The organism is Blastococcus sp. SYSU D00813 (assembly GCF_054050735.1).
This window is the reverse complement of record NZ_JBJGZX010000027.1, coordinates 45,068-61,673: the sequence shown is the minus strand read 5'-3', so window position 1 is coordinate 61,673 and position 16,606 is coordinate 45,068. Positions and strand designations below refer to the sequence as shown.

The window sequence follows — 16,606 nt, the reverse complement described above, 5'->3', positions numbered from 1 at the left end:
CCCCCCCCCCCCCCCCCCCCCCCGCCCCCCCCCCCCCCCCCCCCCCCCCCCCCCCCCCCCCACACCGCTAACGGGCGCGGCGGCCGCGGCGGGCGCGCAGGTAGTCCGAGACGACGTACTCGCCCAGCCGGTCGCTGTCCGGGGTGAACACGCGCCCGCCGGCGCGCTGGGTGATGTCGTGCACGAAGTGCACCAGCGCGGGCTCGGGGTCGAGGGCGAAGACGTTGAGCGTGGCGCCGGAGCGGGCCACCTTCTCCACCTCGGCCACGGTCCGCGCGATCGTCTCCGGCATGGGCGGCCAGCAGAAGAACGGCGTCCCGTCCGGCTCCAGGTGCGCCGTCGGCTCGCCGTCGGTGACCACGAGGACCACCGGCTCCGCGTCCCGGTGCCGGGCGAGGAAGCGGCGGGCCAGCATCAGCCCGTGCTGCAGGTTGGTGCCCTGGAGGGTGTCCACCGACAGCTCGGCGAGGGTCTCCGGCCGCAGCACCTGGGCCACCGACGAGAAGCCGATGATCTGGATCGCGTCCTGCGGGAAGCGGGTGGTCACCAGCGAGTGCAGCGCCATCGCCGTCGACTTGGCCGCGCCCCACGTCCCGCGCAGCGCCATCGAGTACGAGAGGTCGACCAGCAGGGCCACCGCGGCGCCGGTGCGCCGCTCGGTCTCCACCACCTCGAAGTCCTCGACGGCGATGCGGACGGCGCGGTCGCCCCGCCCGTCCCCGGCGGTCCGGAGGACGGCGTTGCGCACGGTGCGGACGACGTCCAGCGGCTGCTCGTCGCCGAACTGCCACTCCCGGGAGGCGCCGGTCAGCTCCCCGGCGGCACCGGCGTCGGCGACGTCGTGCTCCCCGCGGCCGGTCGAGTCCAGCTGGGCGAAGACCCGCCGCAGCGCCGTCGCACCCAGCCGGCGGACCGCCTTGGGGGAGAGCTCGAGCCTGCCGTCGGAGCGGTTGAGGTAGCCCTGCCGCTCCAGCTCGCGCTCGAGCTGGCGCAGCGCGGCGAGGTCGTCGACCGCCTCGCGGCCCAGCGCCTGCTCGAGCAGCTCCTCGTCGACGTCGGCCAGCGAGGCGCCGGCGTAGCCCTGCGAGAGCTGGTTGGACAGCGCCTCGAGGTCGGCCAGCTCCGCCACGGCGCTGGTCGCGTCGCCCAGCCCGAGCGCCTGTTCGCCGTCGGGCACCTGCCCGCGCTGGCCCCACGGCAGGTCGGGGCGGGCCTGCCGCAGCGCGTCCTGCAGGTGGGCCATCTCGCTGGCCAGGCCCATGTCCTGCATGGTCTGCGCCATCAGGTCCGACAGCTCGGCCCGCTGCTCGGGGGAGAGGCCGGCCATCATCCGCTCCTGCGCCGCGGCCCGGCGGGCGAGGGAGTCGATGAGCTCGTCGACCGACTGAGGGTCGTCGGGGAAGAACTGGCCGTGCTCCTGCATGAACTGCTCGAACTGCTCGTCGGTGTCCTCGCCGCGGTTGTGCGCGTCGACGAGCCGCGAGAGGTCGGCGACCATGTCGCGGACGGCTTGCATGTCCTGCTCGGTCGCGTTCTCCAGCGCCTGCTTCATGGAGGCGAAGGAGCTGTCGAGCACCTCCCGGCGCAGCGTCTCCTGGATCTGCTCGTAGGCCTGCCGGGCCTCGTCGCTGCGCCACGGGTAGTCCTTGAGCGCCCGGACGGCGCCCGCGGTGTCCTGCGGCAGCGCGTCGAGCTCGGCCTCGGCCAGGCGCGCGGAGTCGTCCGGGTCGGGGAACAGCTCGCGGCGCTCGGCGTCCAGCGCCTTCTCCAGCAGCTCCCGGACCTCCTGCAGCGTGCCGTCCATGCGCCCGGCCTGGCGGGCCTGCCGCAGCCGGTCGCGGACGTTGCGCCGCAGGTCGTCCAGGCCGCGGCGGCCGGCCATGCCCCGCCGGAGCAGCTCGCGCAGCGCCTCCTTGACCCCGCTGCCGCCCAGGACGGAGTCGCCGATCTCGTCGACGGCGTCGCCCAGGTCGTAGGGCGGGGCGAGCGGGTCGGGCCCGCCCCGCCAGCGCCCGTACCGGTGGCCCCTCCCGGGCCGGCGGACCACGTCAGGCCCCGTACACGGTGCGGGCGCCGTCGGTGTCCTTGGCCAGCCGGCGCGTGAGGTACAGGCCCTCGAGCGCGAACTCGACCGCGGCCGCGGCCTGCTCGGCCGACTGCTCTCCCTCGGGCACGCCCAGCCGGCCCAGCAGCTCCGCCAGCCTCGGGATCGTGCCGAGCTGGCCGAGCAGAGCGGCGGCCGGCACGAGCTCCCCGGACTCGACGGTCTCGCCGCCGGTGAAGTGCTCCTGCAGGCCGGTCAGGTCCAGCCCGGCGCAGCGGGCGCGGAACGTCTGCGCGGTGGCCTGGCGCAGCAGGTGCTCCAGGACCTCCAGCTCGCGGTCGTCGTCCGGGTCGCTGCCGGCGTCGGCGAACTCGACCTTGCCCCGGCTGGCCGGGACGACGGCGGGCAGGTCGACCACCCGGGCCACCGGGCGGGTCTCCCCGGCGACGGCGGCGCGGCGGACGGCGGAGCCGGCGAGGGTCTCCAGCGCGGCGATGGCGAACCGGGCGCTGACCCCGGAGCGCTGGTCGACCGAGCTGGACTCGCGGACCAGCCGGGTGAAGCGGGCGACGATCTCCACCAGGTGCTCGGGCACCACCGGGGTGTCGAGGGTCGGCATGTCGGCGGGTGCGCCCAGGCCGCTGGTGCGTGCCTCCTGGTGCAGCAGCCGGATCTCGTCGGCGAGCTCGATCGGGTAGTGCGTGCGCACCTCGGTGCCGAAGCGGTCCTTGAGCGGCGTGATGATCCGGCCGCGGTTGGTGTAGTCCTCGGGGTTGGCGCTGGCGACCAGCAGCAGGTCCAGCGGCAGCCGCACGCGGTAGCCGCGGATCTGGATGTCGCGCTCCTCGAGCACGTTGAGCAGCGCCACCTGGATGCGCTCGGCGAGGTCGGGCAGCTCGTTGACGCTGAAGATGCCGCGGTTGGTGCGCGGCACGAGGCCGTAGTGCACCGTCTCGGGGTCGCCGAGGGTGCGGCCCTCGGCCACCTTGATCGGGTCCACGTCCCCGATCAGGTCGCCGACGCTGGTGTCGGGGGTGGCGAGCTTCTCGCCGAAGCGCTCGCTGCGGTGCAGCCAGCTGACCGGGGTGTCGTCACCGTGCTCGGCGATCTGCCGGTGGGCCCAGACCGAGATCGGGTGCAGCGGGTGCTCGTTGAGCTCGCTGCCGGCCAGCACCGGCGTCCACTCGTCGAGGAGGCCGACCAGGGTGCGGATCAGCCGGGTCTTGCCCTGGCCGCGCTCGCCGAGCAGGACGAGGTCGTGGCCGGCGATGAGCGCCCGCTCGACCTCGGGGACGACGGTGTCGTCGAACCCCACGATGCCGGGCAGGGAGGGCTCGCCGGCCGCCAGGCGCGCCAGCAGGTTGGCGCGGAGCTCGGCCTTGACGGGCTTGAAGGCGGCGCCGCTCGCGCGGAGCGCGCCGAGGGTGGTGGGGGCGGGGGGAGCGGGTGCCGTGGAGGCGGGGTCCGTCACCTCGCCAAAGGTACGACGCCGCTGGTGGTCGCGGCTACGGCCGCGCCCCCCGGCGGGCGCGGCGGGGGAGAGGATGGAGCCGTGCCCGCACCCGTCCCCCTCGTCTCCGGAGCCGACGTCGAGGCCGCCGCGGCGCTGCTGGCCGACGTCGTCCGCCGGACGCCGCTGGAGCACTCCCGCGCCCTGGCGCAGCGGGTCGGCGGCCCGGTCTGGCTCAAGGGCGAGAACCTGCAGCGGACGGGGTCGTTCAAGATCCGCGGCGCCTACACCCGCATCGCCCGGCTCACCGCGGCGGAGCGGGCCCGCGGGGTGGTCGCCGCCAGCGCCGGCAACCACGCGCAGGGCGTGGCGCTGGCCGCGCAGCTGCTCGGCGTGCGGGCCACGGTCTTCATGCCGGTGTCCGCGCCGCTGCCCAAGGTGTCGGCGACCCGCGGCTACGGAGCCACGGTCGAGCTCACCGGCGCGACGCTGACCGAGGCGCTGGCCGCCGCCGTCGGGCACGCCGCCGCCACCGACGCGGTGTTCGTGCACCCCTTCGACCACCCCGACGTGATCGCCGGCCAGGGCACCGTCGGCCTCGAGGTGCTCGAGCAGTGCCCCGCCGTCAACACGGTCGTCGTCCCGGCCGGGGGCGGCGGCCTGGTGTCCGGCACGGCCGCCGCCGTGCGTGCGGTGCGCCCCGACGTGCGGCTGGTGGCGGTGCAGGCCGAGGGCGCCGCGGCCCTGCCCGGCTCGCTGGCCGCCGGCCGGCCGGTCCCGCTCGTGGCCCCCGCGACGATGGCCGACGGCATCGCGGTGGGCGCGCCGGGGGAGCTCACCCTGGCCCACGTGCGGGAGCTGGTGGACGACGTCGTCACGGTGTCCGAGGAGGACCTCTCGCGGGCGCTGCTCTTCTGCCTGGAGCGGGCCAAGCTCGTCGTCGAGCCGGCCGGGGTCGCCGCCGTGGCCGCCCTGCTGGCCGACCCGGCCGCCTTCCGGCCGCCGGTGGTGGCCGTGGTCTCCGGCGGCAACGTCGACCCGGTGCTGCTGATGAAGGTCGTGCAGCACGGCATGACCGCGGCCGGGCGCTACCTCTCCCTGCGGCTGCGCGTGCCCGACCGGCCCGGGTCGCTCGTGGCCGTGCTCGGCGAGCTGGCGGCGTGCGGGGCCAACGTGCTGGAGGTCGAGCACGAGCGGACGTCGCAGCGGCTGCACCTGGGCGAGGTCGAGGTCGCCGTCGTCGTCGAGACCCGCGGGCCCGACCACGCCGACCGGGTCCTGGCGGGGCTGCGTGCCGGCGGCTGGGCCGTCGAGGTGACCTGACGCCGATGAGTCCGGGGGCCGGCCGGCGTCGGAGGGGCATGCAGTTCATCCACCCGTCGCGAAACGGACTCGGGAAGTGTCGGCCCCCACACCTAACGTCGCCGGCATGAACCCGTCCCCGACCTCCGCCATCCTCGTCGAGGGCCTCGTCCGGCGCTTCGGCGAGACCACCGCGCTCGCGGGCGTGGACCTGCAGGTCCCCGAGGGCAGCGTCCTCGGGCTGCTGGGCCCCAACGGGGCGGGCAAGACGACGGTGGTCCGGATCCTCACGACCCTGCTGCGCCCCGACGAGGGCCGGGCCGAGGTGGTGGGGCTCGACGTCGTCCGCGACGCGGCCCGGGTCCGCGCGGCGATCGGCCTCACCGGCCAGTACGCCGCGGTCGACGAGTACCTGACCGGCTTCGAGAACCTCGAGATGGTCGGGCGCCTGTACCGGCTGGGCCGGCGCGAGGCGCGGGCCCGCGCGACGGAGCTGCTGGAGCGCTTCGACCTGGTCGCGGCGGCGTCCCGGCCGGCGAAGACCTACTCCGGCGGCATGCGCCGCCGGCTCGACATCGCCGCCTCGCTCATCGCCCGCCCGCGGGTGCTCTTCCTCGACGAGCCGACCACCGGGCTCGACCCGCGCAGCCGGCTGGGCATGTGGGAGTTCATCGCCGACCTCGCCGACGGAGGGACGACGATCCTGCTCACCACGCAGTACCTCGAGGAGGCCGACCGGCTGGCCGACTCGATGGTCGTCATCGACCGCGGCCGGGTCATCGCCCGCGGCACCGGCGACGAGCTGAAGGCCCAGGTCGGGGGGCAGCGGCTGGAGCTCACCGTCGCCCGCCCGGAGGACGTCGCGGGCGTCCGCGACCGGCTGCGCCCGCTCGCGGCCGGCGAGGCGCAGGTCGACGAGCAGACCCGGCGGGTGAGCGTGCCGGTCAGCGGCGGCACCGACGCGCTGGCCGAGGCGCTGCGCCGGCTGGAGGGCAGCGGGGTGGAGGTGCTCGACGTCGGGCTGCGCCGCCCCGACCTCGACGACGTCTTCCTCACCCTCACCGGCCGCGCCGCCGACGAGGCCGCCGAGAACGGCGAACCCGCCGCGCCCGAGCCCGCCACCACCGCCGGGAGTGCCCGATGAGCAGCCTGTCCGCCGTCGTCTCCGACAGCGTCACCATCACCCGCCGCAACCTGATCAAGGTCAAGCGCGTGCCCGACCTGATCGTGTTCGCGACGCTGTCGCCGATCATGTTCGTGCTGCTGTTCCGCTATGTCTTCGGCGGCGCGATCAACGTGCCCGGCGACGTGAGCTACGCGGAGTTCCTGCTGCCGGGGATCTTCGCCCAGACCGTGGTCTTCGGGAGCACCACGACCGGCGCCAGCCTGGCCGAGGACCTGCAGAAGGGGCTGATCGACCGGTTCCGGTCGCTGCCGATGTCGCGGTCGGCGGTGCTGATCGGCCGGACGGTCGCCGACCTCGGGCTCAACGCCATCTCGATCCTGGTGATGGCGGTGACCGGCCTGCTGGTGGGCTGGCGGATCAACAGCTCGGTGGGGGAGGCCGTCGGCGGCTTCCTCGTGCTGCTGGTGTTCGCCTACGCGATCAGCTGGCTGATGGCCGTGGTCGGGCTGCTGGTCCGCACGCCCGAGGTGGTGAACAACGCGAGCTTCATCGTGATCTTCCCGCTGACGTTCGTGGCCAACACCTTCGTGCCGCTGGAGAGCTTCCCGTCCGCGCTGCGCGCCTTCGCCGAGTGGAACCCGGTGTCGGCGGTGGTCCAGGCCGCCCGCGAGCTGTTCGGCAACACGGTGCCGGGCGCGCCGACGTCCGACGCGTGGTCGCTGCAGAACCCGGTGCTCTACACGCTGCTGTGGACCGCCGGCTTCCTGGCGGTCTTCGTGCCGCTGGCCGTGCGCCTGTACGGCCGCACCGCGAGCCGCTGAACCGTCGCCGGGGGCGGCGCGGGGAGGGCGCGGGCGGCGGGGAGCAGAATCGGCGGCGATGAGCGCCGACGAGTCGAACCCGCTGCTGTCCCCCTCCCCGCTGCCGTTCGGCCTGCCGCCGTTCGCCGACATCACGCTCGAGCACTGCCGCGAGGCCGTCCTGGCCGGCATGGCCGAGCAGCGGGCCGAGGTCGCCGCGATCACCGGCGCGGCCGAGCCGCCGACGTTCGAGAACACCGTGGTGGCGCTGGAGCGCTCCGGCCGGCTGCTGCGCCGGGCGGGGGCGGTGTTCGGCAACCTGTCGTCGTCGGTGTCCACGCCGCGGCTGCGCGAGATCGAGCGGGAGCTGGCGCCGCTGCAGTCGGCGCACTCCGACGCCATCCGGCTCGACCCGGCCCTGTTCGCCCGCATCGACGCCGTCCACGCCGGCCGGGGAACCGCCGGCCTGGATCCCGAGTCGCTGCGGCTGGTCGAGCGCTACCACCTCGACTTCGTGCTGGCCGGTGCCCGCCTGGACGAGGCCGGCCGGGCGCGGCTCACCGAGCTCAACTCCGCGCTGTCGGAGCTGTCGACCACCTTCGCGCAGAACCTGCAGGCCGCCACCGAGGCCGCCGCCGTCCGCGTGGACGACGTCGCCGAGCTCGACGGGCTGGGCGAGGAGGAGGTCGCCGCCGCCGCGCGGGCGGCCGCCGACCGGGGTGTCGAGGGGTACCTGCTCACCCTGGTGCTGCCGACCGGGCAGCCGGTGCTGGGCAAGCTGCGGAACCGGGAGCTGCGCCGGCGGGTGCTCGAGGCCTCGCTGTCCCGCGCGTCCGGCGGCGAGCACGACAACGGGCCGGTCGCCGTCCGCATCGCCCGCCTGCGAGCCGAACGGGCGAGGCTGCTGGGCTTCGACACCCACGCCGACCTGGTGCTGGCCGACCAGACCGCGGGCAGCGCCGAGGCCGTCGACGCGATGCTCACCTCGATGGTCGGCCCCTCGGCCGCCAACGCCCGCGCCGAGGCCGCCGTCCTGGCCGAGGCGGCGGCGGCCGACGGCGTCGAGCTGGCCGCCTGGGACTGGGCCTACTACAGCGAGCGGGTGCGGGCCGAGCGCTACGCCGTCGACACCGCCGCGCTGCGCCCGTACCTCGAGCTGGACCGGGTCCTCGTCGACGGCGTCTTCCACGCCGCGGAGCTGCTCTACGGCTACCGGTTCACCCCGCGGCCTGAGCTGGCCGGGTACCACCCCGACGTCCGCGTGTGGGAGGTGACCGACGCCGACGGGGACGCCGTCGGCCTGTACCTGGGCGACTTCTCCGCGCGCGAGGGCAAGCGCGGAGGGGCGTGGATGAGCAGCTTCGTCTCGCAGTCGGGCCTGCTGGGCACCCGGCCCGTCGTCGTCAACAACCTGAACGTCACCCGCGCGGCCGACGGGCAGCCCACGCTGCTGACCCTCACCGAGGTCGACACGCTCTTCCACGAGTTCGGGCACGCGCTGCACGCGCTCAGCTCGGCGGTCACCTATCCGCGGTTCGCCGGCACCGCCGTCCCGCGCGACTTCGTCGAGTTCCCCAGCCAGGTCAACGAGATGTGGGCGATGTGGCCCGAGGTCCGCGACCACTACGCCCGGCACGTCGACACCGGGGAGCCGCTGCCGGCCGAGGTCGTCTCGGCGCTCGACGCGGCGGCGCTGTGGGGCGAGGGCTTCGCGACCCTGGAGTACCTCGCGGCCACGCTGCTCGACCAGGCCTGGCACCGGATCACCCCGGAGACCGAGATCGGCGACCCGGCGGAGTTCGAGCGCCGGGCGCTGGAGGCCGCCGGCGTCGCCTCCGACCTGGTGCCGCCGCGCTACCGGACGACGTACTTCCAGCACGTCTTCGCCGGGGGCTACGCGGCCGGCTACTACTCCTACATCTGGTCGGAGGTGCTCGACGCCGACACGGTGGAGTGGTTCAGGGAGAACGGCGGGCTGCGCCGCGAGAACGGCGACGTCTTCCGGCAGCGGCTGCTCTCCGTCGGCGGCTCGGTCGACCCGCTGGACGCCTTCCGCGCCGTCCGCGGCCGTGACGCCGACCCGGCCCCGCTCCTGCGCCGTCGGGGTCTGGCCGCCTGACGGTCAGGCCCCGGCCGGGCCCTCGTCGGGCGTGACGAGCGGCAGCAGCCGGCGGCCCGCTACGGGTGGAGCTCGTCGACGTGCTCCGGGACCTCGCCGTCGGGGAAGCGCTCGCGACCGGCCGCGTCACAGGGGACCGGACCGCGGCGTCAGAGCCAGGGGAGCCGCAGCACCAGGTCGAGGTCGTCGGGGGCGTCGCCCTCGCGGACGAGCCGGTTGGGCTGGCGGTGGCCGCACGCCGTGCAGCGGTGCACCACCTGCCAGCCCTTGCCCGACTTCTCCACCAGGCCGATCGGCTCCATGAGCTCCCGGCACTCGCTGGCGCGGTCGCCGGGCAGGTCGTCGACGTGCAGCGACCACAGGCAGTACGGGCAGTGGTTGCGGTAGTGCCCGTCGGTGTTCGCCGGCACCGCCGAGTGGCAGTACCCGCACTCGAAGCCGGTGTTCTCCGCCCGTCGCGAGCGCGCCATGCGCAGGTCCGGGGTGCGTCCCGTCAGGGGACGAAGGGCTCGACGGCGACGACGTCGACCGTGATGTCCCGGCCGTTGGGCGCCTGGTAGGTCACCGTCGCGCCCGGTGCCGCACCGAGGATGGCCGCGCCCAGCGCCGACTCCGGCGAGTAGACGGTCAGCCCCGTGGTGCCGGCGATCTCGCGCGACCCGAGGAGGAACTTCTCGGTCTCGTCGTCCCCCTGGAACCGGATGGTGATGACCGTGCCGGTGACCGCGTGCGTGGCCTCGGTCGGTGCGTCGCCGACGTGCGCCTTGCGGAGCAGGTCGGTGAGCTGCCGGATGCGCCCCTCCTGCTTGCCCTGCTCCTCCTTGGCCGCGTGGTAGCCGCCGTTCTCCTTGAGGTCGCCCTCCTCGCGGCGGGCGTTGATCTCGGCGGCCATGGCCGGGCGGTTCGCCACCAGCTGGTCGAGCTCGGCCTTCAGCCGGTCGTGGGCCTCCTGGGTCAGCCAGATGCCCTGCTCGTTCTCAGTGGGGGTGGTCACGCGGGGGTACTCCTGCGGCTCGGGGGACACCGCCCGGTCGGACGGCGCGCTGGGTGATCCACCAAGCTAACACCGGCCCGAGAGCCGGTGTGCGCGTCGGCGGAGTTCCGGAACGTACCCGATGACGGCGTGACGCGCGGCACACCACACCCGTTGGGGTGCCGGTCGGCGGCGGCACCTCCGCGGAGCGGGGGATGATGGTCGGGTGACCGACGCAGACCAGCTCCGGCTGCTCGCCGTGCACGCCCACCCCGACGACGAGTCGAGCAAGGGCGCCGCGACGATGGCCAAGTACGTCGCCGAGGGCGCGCGCGTCCTGGTGGCCACGTGCACCGGCGGAGAGCGCGGCTCGGTGCTCAACCCGGCGCTCGACCAGCCCGAGGTGTGGGAGCGGCTGCCGCAGATCCGCGTCGAGGAGATGTCCCGCGCCCGGGAGATCCTCGGCGTCGAGCAGGAGTTCCTCGGCTTCACCGACTCCGGGCTGCCGGAGGGCGACCCGCTCCCGCCGCTGCCCGAGGGCTGCTTCGCGCTCGTGCCGGTCGAGGAGGCCGCGGCCCCGCTCGTCGAGCTGATCCGCCGCTTCCGCCCGCACGTCATCACGACCTACGACGAGCGCGGCGGCTACCCGCACCCGGACCACATCAAGACCCACGAGATCTCGGTGCACGCCTTCGAGGCCGCCGGCGACCCGGACCGCTACCCCGAGCTCGGGGAGCCCTGGCAGCCGAGCAAGCTCTACTACCACATGAGCTTCACGCTGCCCCGCACACGCGCGCTGCACGAGGCGGTGCTCGCCTCGGGCGGGGAGTCCCCGTACGCCGAGTGGCTGGAGAACTGGGACCCCGAGCACGACATCTCCCACCGGGTGACCACCCGCGTGCCGTGCGCCGAGTACTTCCCGGTCCGGGACGCCGCCCTCATCGCGCACGCCACGCAGATCGACCCGACCGGGCGCTGGTTCGCCGTCCCGATGGACCTGCAGCAGCGCGTCTGGCCGACCGAGGACTACGAGCTGGCCCGCTCGCTGGTCGACTCGCCGCTGCCCGAGGACGACCTGTTCGCCGGGATCCGCAGCGAGGTGACGGTCCGATGATCCTGTGGGCGGCCACCGACGTCCCCGAGGACGTCGGCAAGTCCGGGCCCTTCGGCCTGCTCCTGCTCGTGCTGGGGCTCATCGCCGTCGGCTTCCTGGTCCGCTCGATGACCCGGCACCTCAAGCGGGTGCCGGCGAGCTTCGACACGGTCGAGGGTGAGGAGCGCGACGTCGTCGTCCCCGACACCCCCGCCGAGCTGGTCGAGGACCGCCGGGACGCCCCGGGCGAGGACCTGCTCGACACCCTCCGGCGGGCGCCGCGGGCGATCGAGCCGCCGCGCGACGACGACCCGGGCCCGGCCGGCCGCGGCTGAGCGGGCGGCCGGCCCGGGCGTTCCCGCCCGGACCGGCCGGTGCGCTCACCAGCGGTGGGCGACGTCGATCACCAGCCGCGGGGTGTGGTCGCTGTCCGGCGTGCCCGCGAGGGCGAACACGCGGAACGGCAACCGGGCGCGGACGCCGAGGGCCAGGGTCGTCTGCCCCTCGAACGACCCGGCCCAGGCGACCTGGCGGAAGGTGGCGTAGCCGCCGACGGCGACCAGCTCCCGGGGGTTGCCCGGGCTGTACGTCGGCCGGCCCTCGTCGTCGTGGGCGGGCGCGTGCACGACCACCTGCAGGACGGCGCCGCCCCGGACGGGGACCGGCGTGCCCGAGCCGTCCATGCTGACCGAGGAGACGTAGCGGACGTCGTACGAGCCGAACGTCGCGTCCTCCCCGCCGAGGTCGAGCACCAGGCGGTCGAAGCAGGCGTGCTGGCCGGACCGGACGTCGAGCAGTCGCTCCCGGTCGTGGTGGTCGGAGTGCTCCGGTGTGGAGCCCCAGACCTGACCGCAGAAGGGCGCCGCCGACGCCGTGCCGGTCAGGAGGGTCAGGGAGAGGGCGGCGGCGCCGACCAGGGCGCCGAGGACACGGAGGATGCGGGGACGGGACATGGCTGCCTCCTCGGAGGCGGGTGGTGCTGTGTCCTGGACTCCGACGACGGCGGCGGACGGGCGCCGTCGCGCGGGAGGCGGGACCCCGTGCGGTCGCGGGGGACGACGTCCGCCCGCTCCTCCCACCTGCCCGGCCGGCCGGGGACCGGCCGGACCGGGGCCCGGACGCCGCCTGCGGGAGGCGGCGCCCGGACCCGTGCTCACCAGGTGTGGGCGACGTCCACGACGAGGCGGGCGTCGTCGCCGGGCCCGGGCAGGACCGTCACCCGGTACGGCAGCCGGGCGCGGACGCCGACCCCGATGCTGCTGACCCCCTCGGACGACCCGGCCCACGCCACCTGCCGCAGGGCGCGGTAGCCGGCCACGTTCTCGGCCTCGGCGTCGTTCGCGGGGTCGTAGGTGGCGGTCCCGCCCTCGTACGCGGGGTTGGTGACGACGATCCGCAGGTCGGCGTTGCCGCGCAGCGGGACGACCGCCCCCGACGAGTCGTGGGTGACCTGGTCGACGTACTCCACCCGGTACCCGATCGGATCGCCGTAGGCGCCGTCGACGTCGATGACGATCCGGTCGAAGCAGGCGTGCTGACCGGTGCGGATCTCGTCGACGGCGCCGGTACCCGGGCCGCTCGCGATCTCGGGCGTCGAGCCCCAGGCGGTGGCGCAGGCGGGGGCCGCCGACGCCGGGCCGGCGAGGACGGTCACCCCCAGGGCGGCACCCCCGACGAGGGCGGCGGCGAGGCGGCGGGCGGTGCGGGCGGGACGCGGGGACATGGCGACCTCCGGGTGATGTGGATCGGACGACGGGCAGAGTCCGCCGACGCGCCGACTAGCAACAAGGCCTCGTGATGTCCAGGACCGACGAAAGACCGGCGCGTTGGTTGGCAAGGTGTTGCTGCTGTGATCGGCTGATCACCCGTGTGGCTGTCGAGGTTCGCCAGGACGGGTTCGGGGGCTCGAGGTGCCCCGGCGCCAGGTCCGTGGCAAACCCTACTGACATGGTGGGGATGGTGTGGGTTATCTTTCCGCCCATGCCTCCGCTGCCCCTGCTCGTGGCCTGCCGCCACGTGGACCACGGCTGGCTGAGCAGCGCTCTCTGTACGGCGGCCTGACACCGCCGTCCCCACCCATCTCCGGGCGCGCGGTCCGTCGACGTGCGCCCCGTGGCTCCCGTCGTCGCCGCGCGCCCTCCCCCCAGACGAGGACCCATGACCCCCCACCGCAGGACCCGCCGCGCCACCTCACTGCTGGCCCTCGTGCCGCTCGCCCTCGCCCTCGCGGCCTGCGGCGACGACGACCCGGGCAGCGACCCGGGCAGCTCGGCCGGCTCGGGCGCCGCTGCCGAGCTCCGCCTCGGCTACTTCGCCAACGTCACGCACGCCGCCGCGCTGATCGGCGTGCAGGAGGGGCTGTTCGAGGCCGAGCTCGGGGACACCGAGCTCTCCACGCAGGTGTTCAACGCCGGCCCCGACGTGGTCGAGGCGGTCTTCGCCGGCGCCCTCGACGCCGCGTACATCGGCCCGAGCCCCGCGATCAACGCCTACGGGCAGAGCGACGGCGACGCCGTCCGGATCGTCTCCGGTGCCGCGTCGGGCGGCGCCCAGCTCGTCGTCCGCGAGGGCATCGACTCCCCGGAGGACCTGGAGGGGACGACGCTGGCGACCCCGCAGCTCGGCAACACCCAGGACGTCGCGCTGCGCACCTGGCTCACCGAGGAGGGCCTGGAGAACAGCATCGAGGGCGGTGGCGACGTGACGATCGCCCCGACGGCGAACGCCGACACCCTCGCGCTCTTCCAGTCCGGCGACATCGACGGCGCGTGGCTGCCCGAGCCGTGGGCCTCCCGCCTGGTGCTCGAGGCCGGCGCCCAGGTGCTGGTCGACGAGCGCGACCTGTGGCCCGACGGCCAGTTCGTGACTACCAACATCATCGTCCGGACCGAGTACCTCGAGGAGAACCCGGAGACCGTCGAGGCGCTGCTGCGCGGCCACGTCGCCGCCGTCCAGCTGGCCACCGGGGACCCGGAGGCCGCCCAGGGCGCCGTCAACGCGGGGCTCGAGGCCGCGGGCAGCTCCGCGCTCGACGCCGCCGTCCTCGACCGGGCGTGGAGCAACCTCACCGTCACGTGGGACCCGCTGGCCGCCACGCTCGAGGAGTCGGCGCAGCACGGCTTCGACGCCGGCACCACCGAGGAGCTCGTCGACATCGACGGCATCTACGACCTCCGCCCGCTCAACTCCGTCCTGTCGGGCCTCGACCTGGAGCCGGTCGACGCCGGCGGCCTGGGCGAGGCCTGACCCGCGTCAGGGAGGCACCCATGACCAGCAGGCAGCTCATCGCCGAGTCCCCCCGGGTGCAGCCCGGAGGGGAGGGCGCCGCGGCGCCGTCCCCGTCCGCCGCCGTGCGGGTCACCGGGGTGTTTCAGGTCTTCGAGCGCGGCCGCCCGCCGGTGCTCGACGGCGTCGATCTGACCGTGGCGCCGGGCGAGTTCGTCTGCCTGGTCGGGGCGTCGGGCTGCGGCAAGTCGACGCTGCTCAACCTGGTCGCCGGGCTCGTCGAGCCCACGGTCGGGGACGTGCAGGTCAGCGCCCGGCGGCCGGCCCTGATGTTCCAGGAGCCGGCCCTCCTGCCCTGGCTGACCGCCAGCGGCAACGTCGAGCTCGCGCTCAAGGCGCGCGGCGTCGGCCGCGCCGAGCGGCGGGCCGAGGCCGGGCGGCTGCTGTCGCTGGTGAACCTCGCCGAGCACGGCGGCAAGCGGGTGCACGAGCTGTCGGGGGGCATGCGGCAGCGCGTGGCCCTCGCCCGCGCCCTGGCACAGGACAGCTCGGTGCTGCTGATGGACGAGCCCTTCGCCGCGCTGGACGCCATCACCCGCGACGTGCTGCACCTGGAGCTGGCCCGGATCTGGGCCGAGCAGCAGCTGTCGGTCGTCTTCGTGACGCACAACGTGCGCGAGGCCGTCCGGCTGGGGACGCGGGTCGTGCTCATGGGCTCGCGGCCCGGCCGCATCGTGCGGGAGTGGCGGGTCGACCTGACCCAGCCGCGGACCATCGAGTCGCCGGGGGTCAGCGAGCTCGCCGCCGAGATCACCGCCGAGCTGCACCGGGAGATCAGCCGCCATGGCAACTAGCACCCAGACCCCGGCCGGGCGGCCGGCAGCCGACGGCACCCGGGCCCTCGAGGCCGGCCTCGACGCCCTCGACACCTCGGCGACGCTGCCTCCCGGCCCCGGGCCGGGCCGGCGGTTCGTCCGCTCGGTGCTCCCGCCGGTCGCCTTCCTCGCCGCGCTGGTCGGCGTCTGGCAGCTGGCCTACGTCTCCGAGGTCAAGCCGTCGTACGCGCTGCCCTCGCCGGCCGACGTCGCCGAGGTCTTCTGGGAGTCGGTGACCGACGGCCGGGCCGTCGAGGCGATCTGGACGAGCCTCAGCCGCGGCGCCGTCGGCTTCGGGCTCTCCCTCGTCATCGGCACGCTGCTCGGCCTGGCCATGTGGTGGGGCCGGTGGCTGCGGGCGGCGATCGGCCCGATCGTCAGCGGGTTGCAGAGCCTGCCCTCGGTCGCCTGGGTCCCGGCGGCGATCATCTGGTTCGGGCTGACCGACGCGGCGATCTACACGGTGGTCCTCCTGGGCGCCGTCCCCTCGATCGCCAACGGCCTGCTCAGCGGCATGAAGCAGGTCCCGCCGCTGTTCGACCGGGTCGGCCGGGTGCTCGGGCTGTCCGCGCTGGGCCGCACGCGGCACGTGCTGCTGCCCGCGGCGCTGCCGGGGTACCTCGGTGGCCTGCGGCAGGGGTGGGCGTTCGCCTGGCGGTCGCTGATGGCCGCCGAGCTCATCACCTACTCGCCTCAGCTGGGGCAGGGGCTCGGGCAGCTGCTCAACCTGGGGCGCGAGCTGTCGCAGATGTCGCTGGTCATCACGTCGATCGCGCTGATCCTGGCCGTGGGCATCGCGATCGAGCTCCTCGTCTTCGCGCCGCTGGAGCGGCGGGTGCTGGTGCGCCGGGGGCTCACCGTCCGCTGACCCCGGACACCACAGGGCGCGGGTCCCGTCCACCCAGGGCGGAACCCGCGCCCTGTCGCGCCCCCGCTGAGAGGCCTACCGTGTAAGCGTGTAATCACCACACCACCACGAGGAGGCCGTCATGCACGCACACCGCTTCGCCGACGCCGCGTTCGGCGGCCGCGGGTCCTGGGGCCGCGGCCGGGGACCGGGTCGCGGCCGCGGCCAGGAGGCGCCGCCGCCGGTCGAGCGCGCCGAGGTCGCCGGCTGGTTCGCCGGTCGGCTGCCCGACGGCTGGTTCACCGACCCCGTGGAGCTCGTGGTCGACCGCGACGAGATCACCGTGGTCGGCCGGCTGCCCGAGCCCGACGCCGGGGAGGGCGACGCCGCGGCCGCCCGGGCCGGCCGCATCGCCCGGTTCCGCGAGGACACCCGCGAGCAGCGGATGGCGATCGCCGACGCCGCCCAGGACCGCTACGGGCGGTCGGTCGCCTGGGGAGCGGTCTGCGGCGACGTCCGCGAGCTGTTCACCACGCTGTCGGTGCCGGTGATGACCCGGCTGCGCCAGCCCGAGCGGCTGGTGCTCGACACGCTGGTCGACGCCGGGGTGGCCCGGTCGCGCTCCGAGGCGCTGGCGTGGGCGGTGCGGCTGGTCGGGCGCAACGCCGACGCGTGGCTCACCGAGCTGCGGGAGGCGATGACCGCGGTCGAGGAGGTCCGGGCGCGCGGGCCGCGGGCGGACTGACCGTCGG

16 protein-coding genes are annotated in these 16,606 nt (G+C 75.1%); 10 read left to right on the top strand and 6 right to left on the bottom strand.

What is annotated here, in order from left to right; translation table 11 throughout:
* Positions 1-67: 67 nt before the first annotated feature.
* Both ACI8AX_RS17250 and ACI8AX_RS17245 read right to left on the bottom strand, forming a co-directional pair.
* Positions 68-2,047, bottom strand: coding sequence for a VWA domain-containing protein (locus ACI8AX_RS17250; RefSeq protein WP_456551069.1), 1,980 nt, complete (start codon positions 2,045-2,047; stop codon positions 68-70).
* A gap of 1 nt (position 2,048) precedes the next feature.
* Positions 2,049-3,515 carry a sigma 54-interacting transcriptional regulator gene (locus ACI8AX_RS17245; protein WP_456551068.1) on the bottom strand — a complete coding sequence of 489 codons (1,467 nt, stop codon included), beginning with the start codon at positions 3,513-3,515 and terminating at the stop codon, positions 2,049-2,051.
* 81 nt (positions 3,516-3,596) lie between these two features.
* Here ACI8AX_RS17245 and ilvA point away from each other — a divergent pair, with 81 nt between their 5' ends.
* The 4 genes from ilvA to ACI8AX_RS17225 all read left to right on the top strand — a co-directional run bounded on the left by ilvA (position 3,597) and on the right by ACI8AX_RS17225 (position 8,841).
* Entirely contained in the window at positions 3,597-4,817 is a 1,221-nt protein-coding gene (gene ilvA / locus ACI8AX_RS17240) for a threonine ammonia-lyase (RefSeq protein ID WP_456551067.1), read from the top strand.
* Positions 4,818-4,923: 106 nt separating this feature from the next.
* Positions 4,924-5,940, top strand: a complete 1,017-nt coding sequence (locus ACI8AX_RS17235; RefSeq protein WP_456551066.1) for an ATP-binding cassette domain-containing protein — start codon at positions 4,924-4,926, stop codon at positions 5,938-5,940.
* Complete coding sequence (locus tag ACI8AX_RS17230) at positions 5,937-6,743, top strand: ABC transporter permease (protein ID WP_456551065.1); 807 nt, start codon at positions 5,937-5,939, stop codon at positions 6,741-6,743. The genes ACI8AX_RS17235 and ACI8AX_RS17230 overlap by 4 nt, the downstream gene beginning before the upstream one ends.
* 58 nt (positions 6,744-6,801) lie before the next feature.
* Positions 6,802-8,841, top strand: coding sequence for a M3 family metallopeptidase (locus ACI8AX_RS17225; protein WP_456551064.1), 2,040 nt, complete (start codon positions 6,802-6,804; stop codon positions 8,839-8,841).
* 149 nt (positions 8,842-8,990) lie between these two features.
* Here ACI8AX_RS17225 and ACI8AX_RS17220 read toward each other — a convergent pair whose 3' ends face one another.
* The gene (locus ACI8AX_RS17220) at positions 8,991-9,311 is read right to left on the bottom strand and encodes an RNHCP domain-containing protein (protein WP_456551063.1); all 321 of its coding nucleotides are present in this window, start codon (positions 9,309-9,311) and stop codon (positions 8,991-8,993) included.
* Between the two features lie 23 nt (positions 9,312-9,334).
* Positions 9,335-9,835 (bottom strand): transcription elongation factor GreA, encoded by a 501-nt coding sequence (greA, locus tag ACI8AX_RS17215; RefSeq protein WP_456551062.1) that lies wholly within the window; start codon positions 9,833-9,835, stop codon positions 9,335-9,337.
* Between the two features lie 205 nt (positions 9,836-10,040).
* Between greA and mca the strand changes: the two genes are divergently transcribed.
* A complete protein-coding gene (mca, locus tag ACI8AX_RS17210; protein ID WP_456551061.1) occupies positions 10,041-10,928 on the top strand; it encodes a mycothiol conjugate amidase Mca in 888 nt (295 codons plus the stop codon).
* Positions 10,925-11,242, top strand: coding sequence for a hypothetical protein (locus ACI8AX_RS17205; RefSeq protein WP_456551060.1), 318 nt, complete (start codon positions 10,925-10,927; stop codon positions 11,240-11,242). Before mca ends, ACI8AX_RS17205 begins: the two co-directional genes overlap by 4 nt.
* 45 nt (positions 11,243-11,287) lie before the next feature.
* On the opposite strand, the gene ACI8AX_RS17200 is transcribed toward ACI8AX_RS17205, so the two are convergent.
* Together ACI8AX_RS17200 and ACI8AX_RS17195 are read right to left on the bottom strand one after the other, a co-directional pair.
* Positions 11,288-11,860, bottom strand: coding sequence for an AMIN-like domain-containing (lipo)protein (locus tag ACI8AX_RS17200; protein ID WP_456551059.1), 573 nt, complete (start codon positions 11,858-11,860; stop codon positions 11,288-11,290).
* A 200-nt stretch (positions 11,861-12,060) separates the two neighbouring features.
* Positions 12,061-12,630 (bottom strand): AMIN-like domain-containing (lipo)protein, encoded by a 570-nt coding sequence (locus ACI8AX_RS17195; RefSeq protein WP_456551058.1) that lies wholly within the window; start codon positions 12,628-12,630, stop codon positions 12,061-12,063.
* A 434-nt stretch (positions 12,631-13,064) separates the two neighbouring features.
* On the opposite strand from ACI8AX_RS17195, the gene ACI8AX_RS17190 reads away from it, so the two are divergent.
* The 4 genes from ACI8AX_RS17190 to ACI8AX_RS17175 all read left to right on the top strand — a co-directional run bounded on the left by ACI8AX_RS17190 (position 13,065) and on the right by ACI8AX_RS17175 (position 16,599).
* Positions 13,065-14,153 (top strand): ABC transporter substrate-binding protein, encoded by a 1,089-nt coding sequence (locus tag ACI8AX_RS17190; protein WP_456551057.1) that lies wholly within the window; start codon positions 13,065-13,067, stop codon positions 14,151-14,153.
* A 20-nt stretch (positions 14,154-14,173) separates the two neighbouring features.
* A complete protein-coding gene (locus ACI8AX_RS17185) occupies positions 14,174-14,986 on the top strand; it encodes an ABC transporter ATP-binding protein (RefSeq protein WP_456551056.1) in 813 nt (270 codons plus the stop codon).
* Positions 14,976-15,875 (top strand): ABC transporter permease, encoded by a 900-nt coding sequence (locus ACI8AX_RS17180; protein ID WP_456551055.1) that lies wholly within the window; start codon positions 14,976-14,978, stop codon positions 15,873-15,875. Before ACI8AX_RS17185 ends, ACI8AX_RS17180 begins: the two co-directional genes overlap by 11 nt.
* A gap of 121 nt (positions 15,876-15,996) precedes the next feature.
* A complete protein-coding gene (locus tag ACI8AX_RS17175; protein ID WP_456551054.1) occupies positions 15,997-16,599 on the top strand; it encodes a hypothetical protein in 603 nt (200 codons plus the stop codon).
* Positions 16,600-16,606 lie beyond the last annotated feature (7 nt).